23 protein-coding genes are annotated in these 23,743 nt (G+C 68.0%); 10 read left to right on the top strand and 13 right to left on the bottom strand.

Annotation, left to right across the window (positions count from 1 at the left end; all coding sequences use genetic code 11):
- Positions 1-7: 7 nt before the first annotated feature.
- Positions 8-325, bottom strand: a complete 318-nt coding sequence (locus OMP43_RS11615; protein WP_280279884.1) for a hypothetical protein — start codon at positions 323-325, stop codon at positions 8-10.
- Between the two features lie 124 nt (positions 326-449).
- Between OMP43_RS11615 and OMP43_RS11610 the strand changes: the two genes are divergently transcribed.
- Together OMP43_RS11610 and OMP43_RS11605 are read left to right on the top strand one after the other, a co-directional pair.
- A complete protein-coding gene (locus OMP43_RS11610; RefSeq protein ID WP_280279883.1) occupies positions 450-1,202 on the top strand; it encodes a TonB family protein in 753 nt (250 codons plus the stop codon).
- Between the two features lie 87 nt (positions 1,203-1,289).
- On the top strand, positions 1,290-3,038 hold the full coding sequence (locus OMP43_RS11605) for a cellulase family glycosylhydrolase (RefSeq protein ID WP_280279882.1): 1,749 nt from the start codon (positions 1,290-1,292) through the stop codon (positions 3,036-3,038).
- Here the strand turns inward: OMP43_RS11605 and OMP43_RS11600 are convergent.
- The 5 genes from OMP43_RS11600 to uvrB form a co-directional block, all read right to left on the bottom strand.
- Positions 3,022-3,567: a serine hydrolase domain-containing protein gene (locus OMP43_RS11600; protein WP_280279881.1), complete on the bottom strand. Its 546-nt coding sequence runs from the start codon at positions 3,565-3,567 to the stop codon at positions 3,022-3,024. The genes OMP43_RS11605 and OMP43_RS11600 overlap by 17 nt on opposite strands.
- Positions 3,549-3,740 (bottom strand): hypothetical protein, encoded by a 192-nt coding sequence (locus tag OMP43_RS11595; RefSeq protein WP_280279880.1) that lies wholly within the window; start codon positions 3,738-3,740, stop codon positions 3,549-3,551. Before OMP43_RS11595 ends, OMP43_RS11600 begins: the two co-directional genes overlap by 19 nt.
- A 453-nt stretch (positions 3,741-4,193) precedes the next feature.
- Positions 4,194-4,736 carry a hypothetical protein gene (locus OMP43_RS11590; RefSeq protein WP_280279879.1) on the bottom strand — a complete coding sequence of 181 codons (543 nt, stop codon included), beginning with the start codon at positions 4,734-4,736 and terminating at the stop codon, positions 4,194-4,196.
- Positions 4,737-4,824: 88 nt separating this feature from the next.
- The gene (locus OMP43_RS11585) at positions 4,825-6,231 is read right to left on the bottom strand and encodes a pentapeptide repeat-containing protein (protein ID WP_280279878.1); all 1,407 of its coding nucleotides are present in this window, start codon (positions 6,229-6,231) and stop codon (positions 4,825-4,827) included.
- A gap of 57 nt (positions 6,232-6,288) precedes the next feature.
- Positions 6,289-8,478: an excinuclease ABC subunit UvrB gene (gene uvrB / locus OMP43_RS11580; RefSeq protein ID WP_280279877.1), complete on the bottom strand. Its 2,190-nt coding sequence runs from the start codon at positions 8,476-8,478 to the stop codon at positions 6,289-6,291.
- Positions 8,479-8,529: 51 nt separating this feature from the next.
- Here uvrB and OMP43_RS11575 point away from each other — a divergent pair, with 51 nt between their 5' ends.
- Positions 8,530-9,099, top strand: a complete 570-nt coding sequence (locus OMP43_RS11575) for a DUF3617 domain-containing protein (protein ID WP_280279876.1) — start codon at positions 8,530-8,532, stop codon at positions 9,097-9,099.
- 46 nt (positions 9,100-9,145) lie between these two features.
- Here the strand turns inward: OMP43_RS11575 and OMP43_RS11570 are convergent, their stop codons facing one another.
- From OMP43_RS11570 to OMP43_RS11560, 3 genes are all read right to left on the bottom strand, one after another.
- Positions 9,146-9,604: a hypothetical protein gene (locus OMP43_RS11570; protein ID WP_280279875.1), complete on the bottom strand. Its 459-nt coding sequence runs from the start codon at positions 9,602-9,604 to the stop codon at positions 9,146-9,148.
- Positions 9,605-9,729: 125 nt separating this feature from the next.
- Positions 9,730-10,155: a hypothetical protein gene (locus tag OMP43_RS11565; protein ID WP_280279874.1), complete on the bottom strand. Its 426-nt coding sequence runs from the start codon at positions 10,153-10,155 to the stop codon at positions 9,730-9,732.
- Positions 10,156-10,214: 59 nt separating this feature from the next.
- Positions 10,215-11,372, bottom strand: coding sequence for an MBL fold metallo-hydrolase (locus tag OMP43_RS11560; protein ID WP_280279873.1), 1,158 nt, complete (start codon positions 11,370-11,372; stop codon positions 10,215-10,217).
- Between the two features lie 75 nt (positions 11,373-11,447).
- On the opposite strand from OMP43_RS11560, the gene ligA reads away from it, so the two are divergent.
- Positions 11,448-13,577 carry an NAD-dependent DNA ligase LigA gene (gene ligA / locus OMP43_RS11555; protein ID WP_280279872.1) on the top strand — a complete coding sequence of 710 codons (2,130 nt, stop codon included), beginning with the start codon at positions 11,448-11,450 and terminating at the stop codon, positions 13,575-13,577.
- Positions 13,578-13,746: 169 nt separating this feature from the next.
- Complete coding sequence (locus tag OMP43_RS11550) at positions 13,747-16,515, top strand: TonB-dependent receptor (protein ID WP_280279871.1); 2,769 nt, start codon at positions 13,747-13,749, stop codon at positions 16,513-16,515.
- Between the two features lie 256 nt (positions 16,516-16,771).
- Here OMP43_RS11550 and OMP43_RS11545 read toward each other — a convergent pair whose 3' ends face one another.
- On the bottom strand, positions 16,772-17,359 hold the full coding sequence (locus OMP43_RS11545) for an HD domain-containing protein (protein ID WP_280279870.1): 588 nt from the start codon (positions 17,357-17,359) through the stop codon (positions 16,772-16,774).
- 200 nt (positions 17,360-17,559) lie between these two features.
- Between OMP43_RS11545 and OMP43_RS11540 the strand changes: the two genes are divergently transcribed.
- From OMP43_RS11540 to OMP43_RS11525, 4 genes are all read left to right on the top strand, one after another.
- Complete coding sequence (locus OMP43_RS11540; protein ID WP_280280019.1) at positions 17,560-18,597, top strand: histidine kinase; 1,038 nt, start codon at positions 17,560-17,562, stop codon at positions 18,595-18,597.
- Positions 18,594-19,400, top strand: coding sequence for a LytTR family transcriptional regulator DNA-binding domain-containing protein (locus OMP43_RS11535; protein WP_280279869.1), 807 nt, complete (start codon positions 18,594-18,596; stop codon positions 19,398-19,400). Before OMP43_RS11540 ends, OMP43_RS11535 begins: the two co-directional genes overlap by 4 nt.
- 185 nt (positions 19,401-19,585) lie before the next feature.
- Positions 19,586-20,350, top strand: coding sequence for an isocitrate lyase/phosphoenolpyruvate mutase family protein (locus OMP43_RS11530; protein WP_280279868.1), 765 nt, complete (start codon positions 19,586-19,588; stop codon positions 20,348-20,350).
- 74 nt (positions 20,351-20,424) lie between these two features.
- A complete protein-coding gene (locus OMP43_RS11525; protein WP_280279867.1) occupies positions 20,425-20,799 on the top strand; it encodes a DUF559 domain-containing protein in 375 nt (124 codons plus the stop codon).
- Positions 20,800-20,820: 21 nt separating this feature from the next.
- On the opposite strand, the gene OMP43_RS11520 is transcribed toward OMP43_RS11525, so the two are convergent.
- Genes OMP43_RS11520 through OMP43_RS11510 form a run of 3 tightly spaced genes read right to left on the bottom strand, consistent with a single transcriptional unit; the run spans position 20,821 to position 23,184 of the window.
- Positions 20,821-21,084: a DUF3297 family protein gene (locus tag OMP43_RS11520; protein WP_280279866.1), complete on the bottom strand. Its 264-nt coding sequence runs from the start codon at positions 21,082-21,084 to the stop codon at positions 20,821-20,823.
- A gap of 16 nt (positions 21,085-21,100) precedes the next feature.
- Positions 21,101-22,762: an FAD-dependent oxidoreductase gene (locus OMP43_RS11515; RefSeq protein ID WP_280279865.1), complete on the bottom strand. Its 1,662-nt coding sequence runs from the start codon at positions 22,760-22,762 to the stop codon at positions 21,101-21,103.
- Positions 22,763-22,812: 50 nt separating this feature from the next.
- Positions 22,813-23,184: a hypothetical protein gene (locus OMP43_RS11510; RefSeq protein ID WP_280279864.1), complete on the bottom strand. Its 372-nt coding sequence runs from the start codon at positions 23,182-23,184 to the stop codon at positions 22,813-22,815.
- Between the two features lie 143 nt (positions 23,185-23,327).
- On the opposite strand from OMP43_RS11510, the gene OMP43_RS11505 reads away from it, so the two are divergent.
- Positions 23,328-23,726, top strand: coding sequence for an EVE domain-containing protein (locus tag OMP43_RS11505; protein ID WP_280279863.1), 399 nt, complete (start codon positions 23,328-23,330; stop codon positions 23,724-23,726).
- Positions 23,727-23,743: the final 17 nt, after the last annotated feature.

Raw genomic sequence — 23,743 nt, 5'->3', positions numbered from 1 at the left:
CCGGCCTCTATCGGCGGACATAATAGCAGCGTTTCTTGGCGGTGATGCTGCGATCGACCGCCCGGCCGCCGAGCGCGCCGCCGACACCGCCCACCGCGGCACCGAGCAGGCCATGGCCGATGATCGCCGGCCCGGCGAGCACGCCCACCGCGGCGCCGCCGACCAGGCCCGCCGTGCCGGACGAGCGGCGGCACTTCTTGTAGTAGGTGCGCGACTTGGACGATTTGCCCTTGTAGTGCGACTGGGCCTGGGCAGGCGCGGTCGGAATGACCGCAACCGGCATGGCCAGTGCGAGAGCGGCGGTGGCCGCGATGAGCTTGCGCATGATTTCCATTCCTTCCTCGAAACCAATGTGCAGACAACTTGCCGGACAGCCGGCGGTTGCATGAACCGAAAACAACATTGCATTCATCGGGATCGTTCGCGGCATCCGGCGCATTGTCCGCGGCATGACAGGCGCCGGCATCCCGACCCCGCGCGAGCGGCTGGGTAGCGCGCTGGGCGCGCTGGCGCTGGTGGTGCTGCTCGTCTGGCTGCTGATGCGCGGGCTGGGAGTCAGCCTGCATCTCGTCCCCACACCCGCGATGCGGCTGGTGGGCTTCGTGCTGCCGCCGCCACCGCCGCCGGAGCCGCAAGCCACGCCGAAGCCGAAGCCCCGCGCCCCCCGGGAATCGGGCAAGGCGGCGCCGCCCAACCTGGTTTCCCGCGCCACCGAAGTGGCCGCGCCGGTGAAGACGCCCCTGCCCCAGCCGCTTCCCGCGGCGACGCTTCCGATGCAGGGCAATGACGCGCATTCGGGTAGCGCGCCCGTGGCCGGACCGGGCACGGGTGCCGGCGGATCCGGCATCGGCACGGGATCGGGCGGCAGCGGCGACGGGTCGGGCGGCGGGGGCGGCACGGTGCTGCGGCTGCTCGAAGGCCATATCAGCGGGCGCGACTATCCGAAGGCAGCGGCCGAGGCCGGCGCTAGCGGCACGGTGGGGCTGCGCTTCACGGTGGGCGTGAACGGGCGCGTGACCGACTGCCAGGTGACGCGATCGAGCGGCAATGCCGATCTCGACGAGACGACCTGCCGGCTGATCCGGAAACGTTTCCGCTATGCGCCGAGCCGCGATGCGAACGGCAGGCCCTATGCCGACGTGGTGACGGGAGAACAGCTATGGGAGCTGTATGACCGGCCGGATCGCGCGCCCACACCCTGAACGCGCCCGGCCAGGACGAATCCGGGTCGATCCCGGCCCGGCCCCGCGCTACCCTCCCGCCAAAATCGAACAGAGAGGACCGCCCGGATGAAGAAGCACGCGCTCGCCCTGCTAGCCTCGTTCACGATGATGACAACGTTGCCATCCTCCGCGCAGGGCTTTCTGCGCGCCGATGGCCCCCGCATCGTCGACGAGAGCGGCCGGGAAGTGCTGCTGCGGGGCATGGGGCTGGGCGGCTGGATGCTGCAGGAAGGCTATATGCTGCAGCTCGGCCAGCTGGGATCGGGCCAGCAACACCGCATCCGCGCGGCGATCGCCGACCTGATCGGCGAGGAGAAGACCGCGGAATTCTATCGGGCCTGGCTCGACAACCACACCCGCAAGGCGGACATCGACATGATGGCGCGCTGGGGAATGAACTCCGTCCGCCTGCCGATGCACTATAATCTGCTCACCCTGCCGGCGGAGAAGGAGCCGGTGCCGGGCCAGGACAGCTGGCTGGAGGACGGCTTCCGCCGCATCGACACGCTGCTCGGCTGGACCAAGGCGAATGGCATGTACCTGATCCTCGACCTGCACGCCGCGCCGGGCGGCCAGGGCAACGACCTGCCCATCGCCGACCGCGATCCCGCCAGGCCCGCGCTGTGGCAGAGCGCGGAGAATCGCCGCAAGACGATCGCGCTGTGGCGCAAGCTGGCCGCGCGCTATGCCAATGAGCCCGGGATCGGCGCGTACGACCTGCTCAACGAACCGAACTGGGACTTCTCCGCCCCGGGCGGCGACCATGGCTGCAAGGAGACCGGCAACGCCCCGCTCAAGCAGCTCTACACCGATATCGCGGCCGCGATCCGCCAAGTCGACAAGCGCCACATGCTCGTCATCGAGGGCAATTGCTGGGGCAACAACTATGCCGGCCTGCTGCCCTTCGCCGACGCGAACACCGCGCTCAGCTTCCACAAATATTGGAACTTCAACGACGAAGCGTCGATCGCGCCGTTCCTCGAACTGCGCAAGACCTACGCCATGCCCCTCTGGCTGGGGGAATCGGGGGAGAATTCCAATGTCTGGTTCCGCGACGCGATCTCCCTGGTCGAGCGGCACGGCATCGGCTGGGCCTTCTGGCCGCTGAAGAAGATCGGTTTCAACAATCCGCACGAGATCGCCCCCAATCCCGGCTGGGACAGGCTGGTCGCCTATTGGACCGGCAAGGGTCCGCGCCCGAGCGGCGAGGAAGCCTATGCCACGCTGATGCAGCTCGCCCGCCACGACATCCGGCACGAGAACAACCTGTTCCACCAGGACGTGGTCGACGCGATGCTGCGCCAGCCGCACGATCCAAGCCCACGCCCTTCCGCGCCGCTCCTGGTCACGGCGGAAGGCGGCGCGATCGACGCGGTGGATTACGACATCGGCCCGGCCGGCGTCGCGTACAGCGACACCGACGACGCCAACTACCATGTCGCCACCGGCAAGGCGCGGACCGCCTGGAACAACGGCCGTACCTGGCGCAACGACGGCGTCGACATCGCCCGCGCGGAGGGCGAATATCTGTACGTCAGCGATTTCGTGCCAGGGGAATGGCTGCGCTATTCGCTCTCGGCCGAGAGCGGCGGCTATGCCGTCGACGTGGAAGTGCGGTCCGGCAAGGGGGGCACGCTCGCGCTGACGCTGAACGGCGGCACGCCGCTGGCGCTCGACGTGCCCGCCGCGCCCGGCTGGCGGACGCTCCGCCTGCCCGGCCGGGTCACGCTGCTCGACGGCAACAACATGCTGGTGCTGGGCGCGAAAAGCTTCGACGGCGCGGTGCGCAGGATGACATTCACGCCGGCGCGATGAGGCCCTCGGCCCGGATCGCCGCGAGCAGGGCGTCGGTCATCGTCTTCGGATCCGCCCGGCCGTTCTGATTGGTGAGAAGGATGGTCGTGAGCGGTTCGGACAGATCGCGGCGATACCGGCAGGAAAAGCCCGCCGTGCCGCCGCCATGCGACACGATCGTCCTGCCGCCCGCCGTCTCGACCTGCCAGCCATATCCCCATCCCGCGGGCCGGCCATCGGCGAGCGGCGCGGGCTGCCACATCGCCCGGCGCGCCGCCGATCCGAGGATCCGGCCATGGTCGAGCGCGATCGACCAGCGCGCCATGTCGGCGGCGGTCGAGAGCAGCCCGCCCGCCGCCCAGGTCGAACCGGGGGCGCTGGCGGGCGGGTTGTCGTCGAAACGGTCATCGTTCCAGAAATGCCCGGACGCCATCCGGGCGCCGGGCTTCAGCCGGTTGCGCGGCCCCGTCGAGCGCATGCCCGCCGGACGGAAGAAGCGGCGTTCGAGCAGGTCCCAATAGTCCGTACCGGTCACGGCTTCCGCCGCCATGCCGGGGCGCCGTCCAGCGCCAGCGCGGCGATCGGATCGCGCGGGATGCCCGTCGCCCGGACGGCCGCCGGCGTCATGGCGGAGATGGCGGGGATGGCGATCAATCCGCCGAGAAAGCGCCGCCGCGCGCGGCAGACGCGCATCGCAGCCGCCGCGGATGCACCCAATGCCATCACAAGTGCTTCCCGGGATGGGCGGGCGCTCGAACCGCCCCGTAAAATGAAAGAGGCCGCCGGGGCGTCTCCCGACGACCCGGCGACCTCCGACATGGTCAGCGGCCGGAAGCTCCAGCCCGGGAGACCATGCGGACCGCTTTGCTTCGGACTGGCGCCGTTGATTGGAGGAGGATACCTCCCGTGCGCCTTACGATCGGAGGGCTTCCGACCGCGTCCGTCTGCTCAGCGGTGCGTCTCCCGAACGAACTGAACCGACCCCATTGCTGAACCATGAGACATCGGATCACCTCCTTTCGCTAGTTGAAGAAGCACGCACCCTCAAAGGGCACGCCAACTATTTGAATCACCGCGAGTCGCAGAACAAGTCTTGTATAAAATCTTTTTCTGAGCGATTCTGGAATTCTGGGCCGGAAAGCCGGCCGCATGCCGTTGGAATCGGCCTTCTCCCATCTATCCGCGGCAATCCTCGGTGACGCGCAGCACCTCGGCATAGGCTGGCACCACCAGCGTGGGCAGGCCATTGCCCTGGACAAGGAACCGCCCGCGGCTGAAGCCCATCGCGTCGAGCAGCGAATCCGACGGGGCGAGATCGGCGGCGAGCCGCGGTGCCGCGCCGGGGAGCGGCTGGACCGGGAGCTGGCGGAGCGTGCTGGTGGTCCGCACGGTGACGCTCGCCACGCCCTCGCCCCTGCGCGAAAGCACTACCCGGCCGCGACCGGCGTCGCAGCGCAGGATCAGCTCGGCCTCGCCGCCGGCCACGCCGAAGAACGCGACCGAGCCGCGACCGTCCTGGCGATAGACCCAGTCGCCGGGCGTGAGCGGCCAGTCGCGCCAGTCCGGGCCCTGCGGCACGGGCGCGGGCGCCGGGGCCGGCGCGGGAGCGGGCACGGGAACCGGCCTGGGGGCGGGCGCGGGGGGCGGCACCACGCGCGGCGTTTCCGAACAGCCCGCAATGGCGAGCGCGGAGGCGAAGACGAGCAGCTGGCGTCGCATGCGCGGCCTTATGCGGGAAGTGCCCGGGCGGCTCAACCGCTACGGCGACGAAACGGCCTGCCGCTTCGTTCTATCGCGGCATCGCGCCTCAGACCCGCCGCATTCCCCGGGCGAGCCAGGGCAGCCGCGCCGCCTCACGCTCGCTTTCGGGCAGGATCGACCAGTCGGCCGCAAACTCGGTGGCTTCGTCGAACGTGGCGCCGGCGCAATTGCCCACCAGGCTCGCGTCCTGATCGGCGAGCTTCGCGCCTTCCAGCCGCGCCCCTCTCAGGCTCGCGCCCGCGAGTTCGGCAGCCAGGAAATCGGCGCCGCGCAGGTCCGCGTTCGAGAAGGAGGCGCCGCGCAGATCGGCATCGGCCAGCGTCGCGAAGCGCAGCGAGGCGCTGGTGAACCGCGCGCCGGCCGCGCTGGCGCCCTGCAGCAACGCCCGGTCGAGACCGGCGCCGACAAAGGAGGCATATTCGAGATAGGCGTAGAAGAAGACGGCCTGTTCGAGATGCGCGCCTCGCAGATAGGCGCCCTCCAGATAGGCGCCGGACAGCTCGGCGCGCTCGAGATGCACATAGCGCAGCCGCGCCAGCCGGAAGCGGCAATCGATGAAGCTCGCCCCGGAAAGCACGGTCTTGCGCCCCAGCTGGATGCGATCGAAGGCCGATCCCGCGAGCGGCAGGCTGCCTCGAAGCACCGCCTCCCATTCCTCGCTCAGGATGGTCTGCTCCGCCGCGGCGATGGCGCAGGGGCGAAGCTTGCGCCGGGCGCCGGCGATCTCGCGCTTCATCTCGACCACGGCGCGGGTCGCGTCGCGCCCCTCGAGCCGGCGGAAGCGCTCGCGCCAATCCTGCAGCCAATTCCCCACGATGCTGCTGCCGGTCGCCTCGGCGCTCGCGACCAGCCGCGCGCGCAGCAGCTCGAAGGCCGGGCGCTGGAAGCTCTTGCCATATTCGCCGCGCAGGAACGCACGCATCTGGTGCAGGGCGGCGATCTGCAGCGTCTCGCGCGCGGCGGCGGGGAATTTCTCGTCGATGGCGCCGGCGGCGCGCATCTGGATTTCCTGGAATTCCTTGAGGTTCACGTCCTTGCGCTGGTTGTCGAGCGTCGCGTTGACGTTGAGGTCCCGAAACAGCCAGAGCAGAAAGGCGGAAGGCACGCCGATCAGCAGCAGCAATATCTGCGCCGCCTCGCGCCATTCGAGCCGCGGCGCCTCCGGATCGGTGAAGAGGCGATGGAAGGCGGCGGCGACGCCGCGCGCTTCCTGCGGAAACAGCAGCGAAAGCACGGCGGCGATGCCGAGCGGCACCAGGATGCCGACCAGCGCGAGCGCGACCGGCTTGGGCCAATGGCGCCGCAGCCCCATCCCCCGGGGCCGCCGCAGCCACAGGCGGAGCCGCAGCCAGGCGAGGCGGGTGCTGATCCGAAGCGCGAAGCGAACCTCGTGCCGCGGGCCGAACAGGTCGTCGAGCCACCAGCGCGAGACGCGCTTCCTCCATCCGGCCATCCGCTCCCCCTTCCGCGCGCTATCGCACGGCAGGATTATCGCAGCGGGCTCAGGAGTCTAGCGGCGGCCGCCGCCCCATTTCTTCTGGACCTTGCCGTAGCGCGTCTTGCGCGTGCCCGGCTTGCCCTCGTTGCTGCGCCCCATGACCGGCGCCTTGCGCTGGTCCTCGGGCAGGCCGAGCTCCTCGGCTTCCAGCGCGCGGATCTCGTCGCGCAGGCGGCCGGCTTCCTCGAACTCCAGATTGGCCGCCGCGTCGCGCATCTTCTTCTCGAGCTCCTCGATATAAGCGCGCAGATTGTGGCCGACCATGTGCGGGCGATCGGCATCGATCTCCACCGTCACCTGATCCTTCGAGGCGACATGGGCGATGATGTCGCCGATATTCTTCTTCACCGTCTCCGGCGTGATGCCGTGCTCGGCGTTATACTCCTGCTGCTTCTCGCGGCGGCGCCCGGTCTCGGCGAGCGCGCGCTCCATGCTGCCGGTCATGCGATCCGCATAGAGGATCACTCGCCCCTCGACGTTGCGCGCCGCGCGCCCGATCGTCTGGATCAGCGAGGTCTCGCTGCGCAGAAAGCCTTCCTTGTCGGCATCGAGGATCGCCACCAGCCCGCACTCCGGGATATCCAGGCCCTCGCGCAGCAGGTTGATGCCGACCAGCACGTCATAGACCCCCATCCGCAGGTCGCGGATCAGCTCGATGCGCTCCAGCGTCTCGGTATCCGAATGCATGTAGCGGACCTTCACGCCCGCCTCGTGCATATATTCGGTCAGGTCCTCGGCCATGCGCTTGGTGAGCGTGGTCACCAGCGTGCGATACCCCTTCGCCGTCGTCGCCTTGCACTCCTGGATCAGGTCCTGCACCTGCTCCTCGACCGGCTTGATCTCCACCGGCGGATCGATCAGCCCGGTCGGTCGGATCACCTGCTCGACGAACACGCCGCCCGCCTGCTCCATTTCCCATCCGCCCGGAGTGGCCGAGACATAGACGGTCTGGGGGCGCATCGCCTCCCATTCGTTGAAGCGCAGCGGCCGATTGTCGATCGCGCTCGGCAGGCGGAAGCCATATTCGGCCAGCGTCACCTTGCGGCGATGGTCGCCGCGCGACATGCCGTTGATCTGGCCGATCGTCTGGTGGCTCTCGTCGACGAAGAGCAGCGCGTTCTCGGGGAGATATTCGAACAGCGTGGGCGGCGGCTCGCCGGGCAGGCGCCCGGTGAGGAAGCGGCTGTAATTCTCGATGCCCGCGCAGCTGCCCGTCGCCGCGATCATCTCCAGGTCGAAATTCGTCCGCTGCTCCAGCCGCTGATGCTCGAGCAGCTTGCCTTCGCCCTCCAGTTCCTTGAGCCGCTCGGTCAGCTCGTGGCGGATGCCCTCCATCGCCTGCTTCATCGTCGGCCCGGGCGTGACATAGTGCGAGTTGGCGAAGACGCGGACATAGTCGAGGCTCGCCACCTTCGCGCCCGTCAGCGGATCGAACTCGGTGATCTCCTCGATATCGTCGCCGAAGAAGGAGATGCGCCAGGCGCTGTCCTCATAGTGCGAGGGGAAGATCTCCAGGCTGTCGCCGCGCACCCGGAAGGCACCCCGCGCGAACGCCGCGTCGTTGCGCTTGTACTGGAGCGCGACGAGCTTGCGGATGATCTCGCGCTGGTCGACCGTCTGGCCCTTCTTCAGGTCGAAGATCATCGCCGAATAGGTCTCGACCGAGCCGATGCCGTAAAGGCAGCTCACCGAGGCGACGATGATCACGTCGTCGCGCTCGAGCAGCGAACGCGTCGCCGAATGCCGCATCCGGTCGATCGCCTCGTTCACCGAGCTTTCCTTCTCGATGTACGTGTCCGACCGCGGCACATAGGCCTCGGGCTGGTAATAGTCGTAGTAGCTGACGAAATACTCGACGGCATTCTCGGGGAAGAAGCTCTTCATCTCGCCATAGAGCTGTGCGGCGAGGATCTTGTTCGGCGCGAGCACCAGCGCCGGGCGCTGCAGCGTCTCGATCACCTTGGCCATGGTATAGGTCTTGCCGGAACCGGTGACGCCGAGCAGCACCTGGTCGCGCTCGCCCGCCCGGGCCTGCTCGACCAGCTCGGGGATCGCGAAACGCTGGTCGCCCGAGGGCTCATACTCGCTGACGAGCTTGAACAACCTGCCGCCCTCGGACTTCTCCGGGCGCTGCGGGCGGTGGGGCACGAAGCTCTGCCCGGTCTCGGGCTCGGCCAGGCTGGTGCGAATCTGGATTGCCATCGGGCGGAATATGGGGTGTGGCTCGCCCATACGCCAACCCCGGGGGACATCATGCGCCTGACGATTTTCGCCGCCGGAGCCCTGCTCCCGCTCGCCGCCTGCAATCAGGGGCCCTCGACCGAGGAGAGCGCCCGCCGCACCGGCGATATCCGCCTGGAGAATGCCAGCGTCGAGGAAGTCGCCAAGCAGGCCGCCGCGGCGGAGACCAAAGCGCCCGGCAAGTCGGGCCAGTGGGAAACCAGCATGCAGCTCGTCGCGCTGGAGCCTGGCGCGATGCCCGAGGCGATTGCCGCCAAGATGAAGGAAGATGTGGGCAAGCCGCCCCGCACCGAGCGCGGCTGCCGCAAGGCCGACGAGCTCAAGCCGCTCGACATCTCCAGGCTCGGCGCGATGGCGCCCGGCTGCCGCTTCTCCAAATATCGCTTCGTGGGCGGCAAGCTGGATGCGGCGATGGAATGCGATACGCCCATGGGCAAGGCGCAGGCGAGCTTCAGCGGCACCCAGACGCCGACCGCGTTCGACCTGACGATGACCCAGCGCCAGACCCCGACGGGACAGACCAAGGCGACTTCCATGACCCTGCGGCTCACCGGCAAGCGCCTCGGCGAGTGCAAGGCCTGATCCGCGGGCGCGTCGCGCCGGGGGGATGCGTGCGACAACCCCCGGGCTATTCGCTGCGATAGGCGATGCGCCACATCAGGGCGCCGATCCCGGCGGCGAACAGCGCGAGGATCCCGCTTGACGCGACGGCGCTGATCCAGCGGAACAGCAGCGCGCGGCTGTCCATCGGCGGCATCTCGAACAGCCCGAAGCCATAGGTCTGGGCGCCGACGAAGATGGCGAGCGCCGTGACCGCGCCGACCAGGGCGGCATGGCGGGCGCGGCGCAGGCCGGCAACGTGCATCACCAGCCAGAGCGGGCCGCCCACCGCGGTGATCGCGATGCCGGCGATCAGGCTGCCGATCAGCCAGCCACCGACCAGGCTGAGCGGATCCCGCTTGCCGCCGAGCAGCAGCAGCCCGAGCACGATCAGGCCCGCGAACGCGCTCCCCACGCCGAGCGCGAGCCCGGCGCGGTCGATCGTCGTATCATAGCGTCGCACGGCGCCCGTCGCGCGGTTGTTCACTGGGGGACCCCTCCCGGATTCGCCGGAGGATAGACCTGGCCCCCCGGTCCCTTCAAGCACCTGAAATGCGCTCGCCCCACGGCTCGGCGCACGGAGCGGTGGACGTGGGGCAGTGGCGGCGCGGCTCAGTCGACGATGGTGAAGCCCGGAACCGCCCGCTTCTCGCCGCCGTCATGATACATGTCGATATGCACATCGACCGCGTCCCGGCCCGGGCATCGCACCTTGTAGAGGTCGACGATGAAGCCGAAGGGCCCCTCGCCGACATTGCCGGACCGGTCGAAGGCCGGCGCGGTGCCGTCGGCGCAGCGCAGCCGGGCGAGATAGGCGCGCTCGCCCTCGGGGCTGTTCTCCCGCACCGGGTTCTTCGCGCTGCCGAGCGGGAACTGCTCGGCCTTGGCGATCGCCTTTTCGAGCTTCTTGCCCTTCATTCCGCTGCCCAGCGACAGCATCATGTCGCGCGCCTCGTTGGACGTCTTGCCCTCCTGGCCCTGCAGCGGCGCGGCGGCGGCGAACCCGGCGATCACCGCCAGGGCAACGAACTTGCGCATCTTCCCTCTCCCCCTTTTGAGACGATGCGAGCCTAACCCGAGCGGCCGATGCGGGAAAGTCAGCGCAGCGCGTCGAAACGGCCGGCCTGGATGCAATGGCCGAGCGCGGCATAATCGGGCGGCGCGGGCGGCGTGCCGAGCGGCGGCACCGTGAAGCTCTCGCCGATCCGGTGCGCGGCGAAGCGGGCCGGATCCACGCCCGCGCAGCGCAGCATGCCGCGCAGCATGAACGGCGGCGTGGCATAGCCCTCGCGCGAGAGGCGGAAGGTGCCCCAATGCACCGCGAGCGCGCTCGGCCGGCCCAGCCCGTCCCACACGCGGATCGCGTCCCGCGGGCCGATATGCGTGCCGCTGGCCATCTGCCCCTCGTCGAAGCGGAAGGCGCCGATCGGAATCGCGGCGAAGCGGACCGGGCCGAGCGCCGCCGCTTCGGCCGGCCATTTGCCGTCGCCGAGACCGGTGTCGCCCGCGAAGAAGAAATTGCCGTGCGGCAAGTGCACCACGAAACTCGACCACAGCGCCCGGCTGCGATCGACGAACCAGCGGCTGCCCCAATGGTGGCTGCGCGTCACCGTCACCACCGGGCCGGATCGCCGCGCGGCCCCCTGGCCCCAGTCGAGCGCCGTCGCGTCCACGCCGGCCGCGGCCAGGATCGCGTCGTTCCCCAGCGAGGTCACGATCAGCGGCCGGTCGCGATCCCACAGCCGCTTGAGCGTCGCCAGGTCCATATGGTCGTAGTGATTGTGGCTGACGAGGACGATGTCGATCTTCGGCAGGTCCTCGAAGCGCACGCCCGGCGCGGCAACCCGGCGCGGCCCGATGCCGAACGGGCCGACGGTGTCGCTCCATACCGGATCGGTGAGGATGTTGATGCCGTCCGCCTGCACCAGCACCGTGGCATGGCCGATCCAGGTGACGCGCATCTCGCTCCCCTCCACGCGCGCCGGGGGCCTGGCCGGCGTCACCGCCACGCGCGCGGGCCAGGCAGGCCGGGTCGGGTCGCCGAAGATCTGCTGCCGGAACAGCCGGTTGCGGCGGGCGGCGGAGATGTCGAGCGCGTCGCCGTCGGGATTGAAGAAGCGCTGCCCGTCGAAATGGCCGGTCACCGGCCCCCGATAATAGATGCGGTCGAGAAAGAAGGGCGCGATCGTGGCGACAAGGCACAACGCGACCGCGATCCAGAGCAAGACGGCGAGGACGATCCGGACAAGGCGCATTGCCGACCATGTCGTTACGCATCCGCACGTCTTCAAGCTTGATCGCGATGCAGCGCCCAGCCTAACCCCGGCGACATGGATCCGCTGCCCCAGACCCCCCAGCACGCCGCGCTCGAGCTGGAGAAGCTCGCCGCCGAGATCGCGCACCACAACCGGCTCTATCATGCCGAGGACGCGCCCGAGATCAGCGACGCCGACTATGACGCGCTGATGCGGCGCAATGCCGCGATCGAGGCTGCCTTCCCCGATCTGGTCCGCGCCGATTCGCCCTCGCGCCTGGTCGGCGCCGCGCCGTCCGGCCGCCTCGCCAAGATCGCGCATGCGCGGCCGATGTTCAGCCTCGACAATGGCTTCGACGATGCGGACGTCGCCGATTTCCTCGGCCGGGTCCGCCGCTTCCTGGCGCTGGGCGATGCCGAGCCGGTCGCGCTCACCGCCGAGCCCAAGATCGACGGCCTCTCCTGCTCGCTGCGCTACGAGAAGGGCCGGCTCGTCCAGGCGCTCACCCGCGGCGACGGCCAGATCGGCGAGGACGTGACCGCCAATGCCCGGACGATCGGCGACGTGCCGCAGGAGATCGCCGGCGCACCCGAGATCTTCGAGGTGCGCGGCGAGGTGTATATGGCGAAAGAGGATTTCGCCGCGCTCAACGCCCGGCTGCTCGCCGAGGCAGCCGAGACCGGCAAGGAGGCGCGCCAGTTCGCCAATCCCCGCAACGCCGCCGCCGGATCGCTGCGCCAGAAGGATGCCGCGGTCACCGCGGCGCGCCCGCTGCGGTTCCTCGCCTGGGGCTGGGGCGAGACCGCATCGCTGCCGGGCGGCACCCAGGCGGAAGTGATCCGCGCGATCGCGGCGATGGGCTTTCCCGTCTCCGACCTGTTCGCCGGCCCGGTCGATCTCGAGGGCGCGCTGGCGCAGTACCGGAAGATCGAGGCGGTCCGCGCCGACCTGCCCTTCGATATCGACGGCGTCGTCTACAAGATCGACCGGCTGGACTGGCAGGCCCGGCTCGGCTTTGTGGGCCGCGCGCCGCGCTGGGGGCTCGCGCACAAATTCCCCGCCGAGCGCGCCCAGACCACGCTGCGCGACATCGATATCCAGGTCGGCCGCACCGGCAAGCTCACGCCGGTGGCGCGGCTGGAGCCAGTCACGGTGGGCGGCGTCGTCGTCACCAACGCCACGCTGCACAATGCCGACGAGATCGCGCGCCTGGGCGTGCGCCCCGGCGACCGGGTCGTGCTGCAGCGCGCCGGCGACGTGATCCCGCAGATCGTCGAGAATCTGACCCGCGGCGAGGATCGCGCGGCCTGGTCCTTCCCCACCCATTGCCCGATCTGCGATTCCGAAGCCGTGGCCGAGGAAGGCGAGGTCGACATCCGCTGCACCGGCGGGCTGATCTGCCCGGCCCAGCGGCTCGAGCGGCTCAAGCATTTCGTCAGCCGCGGCGCGCTCGACATCGAGGGGCTGGGCGAGAAGACGCTGATCGAGTTGCTCGACCTGGGCTGGATCGCCGAGCCGGCGGACATCTTCCGCCTCGCCCCTCATCGCGAGGAACTGCTCGGCCGCGAGGGCTGGCAGGAAAAGTCGGTCGACGCGCTGCTCGCCGCGATCGAAGCCAAGCGCGCGCCCGATGCGGCGCGGCTGCTCTTCGGCCTGGGCATCCGCCACATCGGGGCGATCACGGCACGAGACCTATTGAAACGCTATGCAACATTGCCCGCGCTCCAGGCGCTCGCCGACGAAGTCATCGCGCTGCGCGATGCAACGCCGCCACAGATCGGTGAGACCGAGACGAAACACCGCGCGCGGCTCGACAAGGCAGTCGCCGAGCATATCGGCGTGGAGAATGTCGGCGGCGCCGTCGGCCAGGCGCTGGCCGATTTCTTCCACGAGCCGCACAACCGCGCGGTGTGGGAAGATCTTTTGCGCGAAGTCGCGCCGCCGCCGTTCATCGTCGAGACCCGCGAATCGGAAGTATCTGGAAAAACGCTGGTTTTCACCGGCACGCTGGAGGCGCTGAGTCGCGACGAGGCCAAGGCCCAGGCCGAGTCGCTGGGGGCCCGAGTCGCGGGATCGGTGTCCGCCAAGACTGATCTGGTGATCGCGGGTCCCGGTGCCGGCTCGAAGCTGAAAAAGGCCGCGGATCTCGGAATCCGCGTGATTTCGGAGAGCGAATGGCTGCAGATCGTCGCCACGGTGGAGTGACTTTTTTGCAACGCAACAATCCTGAATCGCAGATTAACCGGCCCGTCCCACAGGACTCGGATTGACTGTCACAGGACCGACATAAATTAATCGCATGGGCGGCGACGACGGTGAACCGCACCGCGTTCAGTGCAGACGATAAGCACACACCGAAAGGGAAACACCTCTAATGCGCACCAAGCTTTTTGCGGGCGTGGCTTTTGCCGCGCTGATAGTCCCGGGGGCGGCGTTCGCGCAGTCCACCGGTACGCAGGACTTCGAGGGCGAGACCGAGATCGTCGTGACCGGCGGCCGTGCCGACAATGGCGTGAACGGCATCATCATTCCGGACACCTCGCGGGCCAAGGGCGTCCTCACGCAGGAATTCATCGAGCGCCAGGCGCCGGGCGCCAGCGTCAACGACCTGATCAACCAGCTCCCGGGCGTCAGCTTCCAGAACAACGATCCGTACGGCTCGTCGGGCGGCTCGATGAGCATCCGCGGCTTCGACTCGACGCGCATCAGCCAGACCTTCGACGGCGTGCCGCTGAACGATTCGGGCAACTACGCCATCTATTCGAACCAGCAGATCGATCCGGAGCTGATCGAGCAGGTCAACGTCAACCTCGGCTCGACCGACGTCGACTCGCCGACCGCCGGCGCGACCGGTTCGACCGTCAACTACCGCACCCGCGTTCCCAGCCGTGACTTCGGCGTGAAGCTGGTCGGCTCGGTGGGCCAGTACGGCTTCTTCCGCACCTTCGGCCTCGTCGACACCGGCGAGTTCACCTCGGCCGGCACGCGTGCGTGGTTCTCGGCGAGCCAGGCGCGCAACTATCAGCGCTGGAACCCGAACTCGAAGATCGACAAGCAGCAGTACAACGCCAAGATCTATCAGCCGCTGGGCGATAGCGGCGACTTCATCGCGATCGCCGGCCACTACAACCAGAATCGCAACAACTTCCAGGGCTCGGTGCCGCTGCGTTGGGATACCGTGCAGCGCGGGGTCGGCTGCGCCGTCACCACCACCCCGTGCCCGACGGGCCAGCAGGTCGTCACCACCACCGGCGTGCGCAATACCGGCGTGAACGCGACCGATCGCTACCCGATGAACAACGGCGAAGCGTTCTACACCATCCCGGCCTGCACCATCAACACGGTGGCTCGCCCGGGCGTGGCCGACACCGCCAACAGCTGCGGCTCGACCTTCGACGAGCGCTACAACCCGTCGAACACCGGCAACATCCGCGGCCAGTCGCGCTTCACCCTGTCCGACGGCCTCGTCCTCACGGTCGATCCGAGCTACCAGGTCGTGAAGGCGAACGGCGGCGGCACCGTGGTGGCGAACGAGTCGATGTTCGACCTCAACCCGGCGGGCACGCCGGCGCGCGCGAACTGCAACACCACGCCGAACAGCGGCACGGTGAACTGCCAGCCGGGCTATTGGGGCGGCACGCCCTATGTCGGCCGCGACCTGAACGGCGACGGCGACACGCTCGACACCATCCGCGTCCTGGCGCCCAGCCAGACCCAGACGCATCGCATCGGCGTCATCGCGTCGCTGCGCTACAATCTGTCGTCCGACCAGAGCGTCCGTATCGCCTACACCTATGACCGTGCGCGCCACCGTCAGACCGGCGAGCTCGGTTATCTGCAGCTCAACGGCAAGCCCTTCGACGTCTTCCCGGTCAACAACCCGATCCTGGATTCGAACGGCAAGGCCCTGCAGAAGCGTGACCGTCTGTCGTATGCGATCCTCCAGCAGGTCGCGTTCGAGTATCGCGGCGAATTCTTCGACAATGCCCTGAAGATCAACGCGGGCATCCGCGCGCCGTTCATGCGCCGCAACCTGACCAACTATTGCGCCACCTCGAGCGCTTCGGGCTTCATCGAGTGCGGCTCGCAGGTCGCCGGCTTCCTCGCCGGTACCCCGACCCAGACGGTGACCGCCAGCGCGGCGGCCGCTTCGGGCGCCACCTGCACCACCACGGCGCCGATCACCTGCACCTTCCCGACCCAGGGGCCGCAGCAGCGCATCCTGAACTACAAGCGCGTGCTGCCGAACATCGGCTACACCTGGGCGCTGACCCCGCATGTCGACGTGTTCGGCAACTACTCGAAGGGTCTGCAGGTTCCGGGTACGGACAATCTCTACAACTCCTTCTACTTCCCGAAGGGTTCGGAGCGCGCGACCCCGAAGCCTGAGACCACGGACAATTTCGACCTCGGCGTGCGCTATCGCTCGGCGACGCTGCAGGCGCAGCTCGGCGCGTGGTACACCAACTACAAGAACCGTCTCGCCTCGTCCTACGATCCCGAGCTGGAAAAGTCGGTCTACCGCAACCTCGGCACCGTGCGTAAGTACGGCTTCGACGGCTCGGTGACCTACCAGCCCGTCAAGGAGCTGAGCGTCTACGCCTTCGGTTCGTACCTCCATTCGGAGATCCTGAACAACGTCGAGGTGGCTCGCACCGCCGCCGGCGCGATCATCTACGCTCCGACCGCCGGCAAGCGCGAATCGAACGCTCCCGTCTACACCTTCGGTGGCGGCGCGACGGTCGACATCGAGCCGGTGTCGCTCGGCATCGACGTGAAGCGCACCGGTCCGCGCTATATCTACGACACCAACGAGCCGATCCGTCAGGCCCTCACCGTCAATGGTGCGGTCCAGACCTTCGACATCTTCCCGGCCAAGACCCCGGCCTACACGCTGGTTGACCTCAACGCGCGTGTCGACCTCACCTGGGCCGGCCTGAACAAGAAGACCTATTTCCAGGTCAACGTTCGCAACCTGTTCAACGAGTTCTGGGTTGGCTCCATCAACAGCGGCAACGGCGCGCTGAACCAGGGCCCGACCTACAACGCGACGACGGGCGCGATCACCAACTACGGCAACCCGCCGTTCACCCAGATCGGTTACCCGCGCACCGTGATGGGCACGCTGGTCGTCGGCTTCTAAGCCGAAACCCGCTTCCCGAACGGGAACACGAAGCCGCCGCTCCGGAAACGGGGCGGCGGTTTTCGTTTGGGCACCTCGCGGGCAGGGCGCGCGAGGACCGGAATGCCGGCTCCATCGCCCCCGCGCACGATTGCTTCGCTTGTCCCATGCTGCCGCGGATCCCTGCCTGCGCGGGGATGGCGGAAGTCGTTCAACGCCGTAGTTGGGTTCTCACCCTCGGCAGGCAGACGCCCGGGCTCGGCGCGGCATCAACGGGTCACGCCTCGGCCGCCCTAGCGTAGAGGCTGTTCAGCGGCCGGGCGAAGACGCGGCGGACCATCGGCTCGAAAAAGGCGAGCGGCGCACTGTCATAGGCGGGATCGAACGCGGCCTGGTCGTAGCGCGCGCAGAATTCCGCGCATGCCTCGAAATGCGCATGGCCGCGAAACCCCTCGCGCACGTCGCGGTCCAGCCCGAGATGGTGGAAGAAATAATAGCCCTGGAAGGCGCCGTGCTTGTCGGCGATCCAGTGGAGCTCCTCGCTGACGAAGGGGCGCAGGATCGCGGCGGCGATCTCGGGATGGTTGTAGCTCCCCAGCGTGTCGCCGATATCGTGGAGCAGCGCCATCACCACATAATCCTCGCCGCGGCCGTCGCGATGCGCGCGCGTCGCGGTCTGGAGCGAATGCTGCAGCCGGTCGATCGCGAAACCGCCGAAATCCCCGTCGAGCAGCTTCAGGTGCGTCAGGATCCGATCGGGCAATCCACCCGCAAAGCCGCGGAACGCCCCGCCGATGATCGCCCAGTCCTCGGCGGTGCCGTCGGTCATCGCATGGAATTTCGCGCGTTCGCCGCCCTGGTCCATCCTCGCTCTCCGCAATCGCCCCGGTCTCGCGCCGGCGCGTACAAGCCTACGCCTCTTTGCCCCCGCCTGTCAGCGGTGTTAGAGGCTGGGGCGTGGCTACCCTGGATCCTAGCTCCCCGTTCCTCGCGCAGCCGTTGAAGCAGCCGGCGCCCGCCGCGCTGTCGCGCCCGTTCTTCGAGGACAAGAACCGCGCCTTCTGGATGCTCCAGGCCGGTGGCTGGACCGGCTATCTGCTGCTGCGCACCGTGGTGTCGCTGTCCAACGGCTTCAGCGTCGAGGGCGTGATCGCGGTGATCATCGAATCGATCATCGGCTATTGCCTGACGCTGCTGCTCTCGACGCTCTACGGCTATTATCGGCGGCTGCCGCGCATTCCGGGCATCCTGCTGACGCTGGCGACGCTGGGCACCGCGACGGCGATCTACGCGGTGCTCGACGCCTTCATCTATTCCTTCATCAAGATGCCGACGCCGAACATCTCGTTCAATCTCGTCGTCGGCACCGTGTTCATCAACTTCACCGTGCTGGCCGGCTGGTCCGCGCTCTATTTCGCGATCAACTTCTATCTGATCGTCGAGCAGCAGATCGACCAGATGCAGGCGCTGGAGATGCAGGCGAGCCATGCCCAGCTGGCGATGCTGCGCTACCAGCTCAACCCGCATTTCCTGTTCAACACGCTCAACTCGATCTCCACGCTGGTGCTGCTGAAGCAGACCGAGCGGGCGAACATCATGCTCTCCCGCCTCTCTTCCTTCCTGCGCTACACGCTGGCGAACGAGCCGACCGCGCACGTCACCCTCGCCCAGGAGGCCGAGACGCTGAAGCTCTATCTCGAGATCGAGAAGATGCGCTTCGACGATCGCCTGCGCCCGCATTTCGACATAGACGAGCGCGTCGCCAAGGCGCGGCTGCCCTCGCTGCTGCTCCAGCCGCTCGTCGAGAATGCCATCAAATATGCGGTCACGCCCCAGGAAGAGGGCGCCGATATCACCGTCTCCGCTCGGCTCGCCGGAGAACGAGTGCAGATCGCCGTATCCGATACGGGTCCGGGATTGATCGAGGCCAAGCAGCGGCCGACCCTTTCAACCGGCGTGGGGCTCGCCAATATCAAGGAGCGGTTGGCCCAGGCTTTTGGGCCTGACCATCGATTTGAGACGCGTTCGGACCCAGGGAAGGGGTTCAGCGTTGAGATCGAGATACCGTTCCAGATCGAGGAACCTAATCGAGAGGCCGCATGACCATCCGTACTATTCTGGTCGACGACGAATCCCTGGCCATCCAGGGGCTCGAGCTGAGGCTTCAGGAACATGATGATGTCGAGATCATCGACAAATGCTCGAACGGCCGCGAGGCGATCCGTTCGATCAAGACCCACAAGCCCGACCTTGTCTTCCTCGACATCCAGATGCCCGGGTTCGACGGCTTCTCCGTCGTCCAGGGTCTGATGGAAGTCGAGCCGCCGCTGTTCGTCTTCGTGACCGCCTATAGCGACCACGCGATCCGCGCTTTCGAGGCGCAGGCGGTGGACTATCTCATGAAGCCGGTCGAGCCGGCCCGGCTGGCCGACACGCTCGACCGGGTGCGCCAGCGCCTCAGCGAGAAGCGCGGCGTCGAGGAGATAGAGAAGCTGAAGGAAGTGCTCGCCGAAGTGGCGCCCGAGGCAGTCGATGAGATCGCCGCCTCGGCCGTGGACGGCGAGATGGCGTCGAGCCGCTTCGAGAAGCTGATCAACATCAAGGATCGCGGCCAGATCTTCCGCGTCGACGTCGACACGATCGAGCGGATCGACGCGGCCGGCGATTACATGTGCATCTATACCGGCGACAACACGCTGATCCTGCGCGAGACGATGAAGGACCTCGAGAAGCGCCTCGATCCGCGCCGCTTCCAACGCGTCCACCGCTCGACCATCGTCAATCTCGACCTGGTCCGCCAGGTCAAGCCGCACACCAATGGCGAATGCTTCCTCGTGCTCGATTCGGGCGCGCAGGTGAAGGTGAGCCGCTCCTATCGCGACGTGGTGGCGCGGTTCGTCCACTAGGCCGGGGGCTCCGGACAAGCCCTCGAACCCATGCCCGTCATCCCCCCGAAAGCGGGGATGACGGCGGGGAGCAGCGGGACGGCGAATGGACACATCTGTCAGCATCATCACGGGGTTGCGCCACCGCCCCCTTGCGGCAGCGCCAATCCCCCTCTAGAACAATACATGAACAAGAGGGGTTCTCCATGTCCAAGTATCAGAGCTTTGCCGCGCTCCATGTGCCCGGCGATCCGGTGATCCTGTTCAACGTGTGGGACGCGGGCAGCGCGCGCGCGGCGGAGCGCGCCGGCGCGCGGGCGATTGCCACGGGCAGTGCCTCGGTCTCCACCGCGCACGGCTATGACGATGCGGAGGCGCTGCCGCTCGACCTGGCGCTGGCCAATGCGCGGCGCACGGTGGCGGCGGTGGCGCTGCCGGTGAGCGTGGATTTCGAGGGCGGCTATGCGGTCGATCCCGACGCGGTCGCCGCCAATGTCGAGAAGCTCGCCGCCACCGGCGCGATCGGCTGCAATTTCGAGGACCAGATCGTCGCCAGCCACGGCACGGCGGCGCGCATGCTGCACGGAGTCGAGGAGCAGGCGGCCCGCATCGCCGCCATCCGCTGGACGGTGGGCCCGGATTTCTTCCTCAACGCCCGGACCGACATCTTCCTGATCGCGCCGGGCGACACGCACGACGTCGCGATGGCCGATGCGGCGATCGCGCGCGGCAAGGCCTATGCCGATGCCGGCGCGAGCGGCTTCTTCGTTCCCGGCCTCGCCGATCTCGCGCTGCTCGAGCGGGTGGCGAAGGCAGTGCCGCTGCCGGTGAACTTCATGGCGTTTCCCGGCGCTCCGGATGCCAGGGCGGTGGCGGAGACCGGCATCGCGCGGATCAGCCACGGGCCCTTCCCGCACATGGCCGCGCTCAAGGCGTTCGAGGATGCGGCGCGGGCGGCGTTCGGGGGGTGAACCTGAAGCCCCCTCCCTGAAAGGGAGGGGGTTGGGGGTGGGTCGACGCCCGCTAAACGGCAGGGGACGAGGCAATGCAGCGCACGCCACCCGAACTGACGTCGAATGCACGGGCTTTACGCTTCAACGCGACCGACGCCGAACATCGCCTTTGGCAGCAGCTCCGCCAAATCCGTCCCCGCTTAACCCGGCAGCTGGTGGTGAGCCATTACATCCTCGATTTCGCCTGCAGGACGTGCAAGCTGGCAATCGAGCTCGACGGCGGGCAGCATGCCGGAAGCGGCCCAGATACGGTGCGCACGGCCTATCTGGAAGACCGGGGCTGGATCGTCCTGCGTTTCTGGAACCATGACGTGCTGGAGAATATCGAGGGGGTGGTGGAAACGATCCTCGCAACCGTCTCGCGAGCTTCCACCCACCCCAACCCCTCCCTTCCAGGGAGGGGCTAAAAGACTTCTATCGCCTGCCCCTCAGCCCTCGTCGGCGGCGTCTTCGGCGGGGCGTTCGAACCAGGCCTCGACCGGGCCGACCAGCTTGATCGTCAGCGGGTTGCCCTTGCGATCGACCTTGTTGCCGAGCGCAACGCGGACCCAGCCCTCGGAGATGCAATATTCCTCGACGTCGCGGCGCTCATTGCCCTTGAAGCGGATGCCGATGCCGCGCTCCAGCAGCTCGCGCTGGAAATAGGGGCTGCTCTGGTTGACCGACAGACGGTCCGGGGGCGTGTCACTCATGGGCAGCCCTTTGCCGCTATTGGCGCAGGCTTTCAAGATAACGGTGGATCGAGGAGACCACCACCGACCCCTCCCCCACGCCCGAGGCGACTCGCTTGACCGAGCCGGAGCGCACGTCGCCGACCGCGAAGATCCCCGGCCTGGACGAGCAGAAGAACGTCTCGCCGCTCCCCGTCCGCACGAAGCCGGCGGGATCCAGGTCGAGGCAGCCGTCCAGCCAGTCGGTCGAGGGCACCGCGCCGATCATCACGAACAGCGCCCCCATGGCGCGCCGGCTCGTCTCGCCGGTCCGGCGGTCGGTCCAGCTCAGGCCGGTCAGGTGCCGCTCGCCTTCCAGCTCGGTCACTTCGGTGAAGGGGTGCAGCGTGATCCGGTCCGAAGCCTCGATCCGCTCGATCAGATAGCGCGACATGGTGTCGGCCAGCCCCTTGCCGCGGACGAGAATATGGACATGGCCGGCGCTGCGGGCGAGGTAGATCGCCGCCTGCCCGGCCGAGTTGCCGCCGCCCACCACCACCACTTCCTGCCCGGCGCACAGCCCGGCCTCCATGTTGGTGGCGGCATAATAGATGCCGTTGCCCTCCAGCGCGGCATAGCCCGGCAGGTCGAGCTTGCGGTAGCGGGCCCCGGTGGCGACCACCACGGCACGCGAGCGGATCTCGGTCCCGTCGTCGAGCCGCACGGTGAACGGCGTGGCGGAACAGTCGAGCCCGACCGCATCGCGCGAGATCAGCAGCCGCGCGCCGAATTTCTGCGCCTGCACCTGCGCCCGCCCGGCCAGCGCCTGGCCCGAGATGCCGGTCGGGAAGCCGAGATAATTCTCGATCTTCGAGCTGGTCCCGGCCTGGCCGCCCGGCGCGATCGATTCGACGACGATCGTGTCGAGCCCTTCCGAGGCGGCATAGACGGCGGAGGCCAGCCCGGCCGGGCCGCCGCCGACCACGGCGACGTCATGGACATGGGCGGAATCGAGCTCGACGGTGAGGCCCAGCGCGTCGGCGACCTGGCCGTTGCTCGGCCGGCGCAACGTCTGGCCGCGAACGACCACCACGGGCAGGTCCTCCGGGGCGAGCTGGAAACAGGCGAGGAAGCCGCCGGCATCGGCATCGGTCTCGGTATCGATCTGGCGGTGGGGCAGGCCGTTGCGGCGCAGGAAGCTCTCGATCCGGGCAGTGGCCGCGCCGTGCGCGGGGCCGATCAGCGCGATACCTGCCTCGCCGTGCAGCATCATGCCCACCCGGCGCAGGATGAAGGCGCGCATCACCACTTCGCCGATATCCGGCTCGGCGGCGATCAGGCGGCGAAAGGCGAGCCGCTCGACCCGGGCGACGCGGGTGCCGGGCAGCGCCCGGGCGGAGACGAGGATCTTGCGATCGTTGAACAGATCGAGCTCGCCGGTGAACTGGCGGGGGCCATGGACGTGCACGACATGCTCGCGGCCCTTGGCATCGACGTCGAGCACTTCGACCGCGCCGGCCAGCACCAGGAAGAAATCGACGCTGCGCTGCCCCCGCTCGAACAGGAAGCCGCCCTCCGGCCATTCCTCGACGCTGCCAAAGGCGGCGGTGCGCCCGGCCATGTCGTCGTCGAGCTCGGGGAAAGTCTGGGCTTCCCGGCGATAGGGATCGGAAGGATCAGCGGCATGCTGCCGCGGCTGCGGGTGCGAATCGGTGCCCATGCCCGCAGCGTAACGGAGGGGCGGCGCCAGGCCACCCCCCCCCCGAAGCGTCAGCGGCAGTAGCGGACCCGCACCGGGCGATCGAGATAGGGATCCCACACCCGGCGGACCTCGCAATAGCCACGATAGGACCGGTAATAGTCGCGATAATAATAGCCGTCGGTCGGGTAATAGCCATGATCGCGATAATAGCGGCGATCATAGTCGTAGCGGCGATCATAATGGTCGTAGCGGCGGCCGTCGCTGGCGATCGCGGCGCCGATGGCGAGGCCGGCGATACCCGCGACGATCGCGGTGCCGGTGCCGTCATGGCCACGATAACGGCCACCATAGCGCTGCGCCTCGGCCGCCGGCGCGGCGGCGACCAGCACGGTCGCACCCAGGACGGTGCCGAGCACGGCCTTCTTCAAGAAATCGGTCATCACTTTCCTCCTCATTAGCGGGCGCCTGCCGGCCGTCCGAGGAGGGACGAGTCGCGGCGCTGAGGGTATCGGGATAACGCCCGGCGGCTGAACTGGTTCGGAATCGGTTGTTAAGCAGCCGTTTAGGCGGTTAAGGCCGCACCATGCGCTACTGGCTCCTCCGCTCCGAACCCGACGCCTATTCCTGGGACGACCTGGTCCGCGACGGGGCGACCGAATGGAACGGCGTGCGCAACTATACCGCGCGCAACTTCCTGAAGGACATGGCGCCGGGCGACCAGGCGCTGTTCTATCATTCGAACACCGAGAAAGCGGCGGTGGGGATCATGGAGATCACCCGCGCCTGGCAGCCGGACGGCGACGACGGCAAATGGGCCAGCGTCGCGGTGAAGCCGGTGCGCAAGCTCGCCAGGCCGGTCACGCTGGCGATGCTCAAGGCCGAGCCGCGACTCGCCGCGCTCGAAGTGCTCCGCCAGTCGCGCCTGTCGGTGACGCCGGTGCGCGACGACGAATGGGCGGTGATCCTCGAACTGGGCAGCTAGATTGAGGACTCATATTC

Source organism: Sphingomonas sp. CBMAI 2297 (genome assembly GCF_029870595.1).
Taxonomy (GTDB): Bacteria; Pseudomonadota; Alphaproteobacteria; order Sphingomonadales; family Sphingomonadaceae; genus Sphingomonas.
The sequence above is the reverse complement of the archived record's forward strand: the minus strand, read 5'-3'. Positions and strand labels throughout refer to the sequence as shown.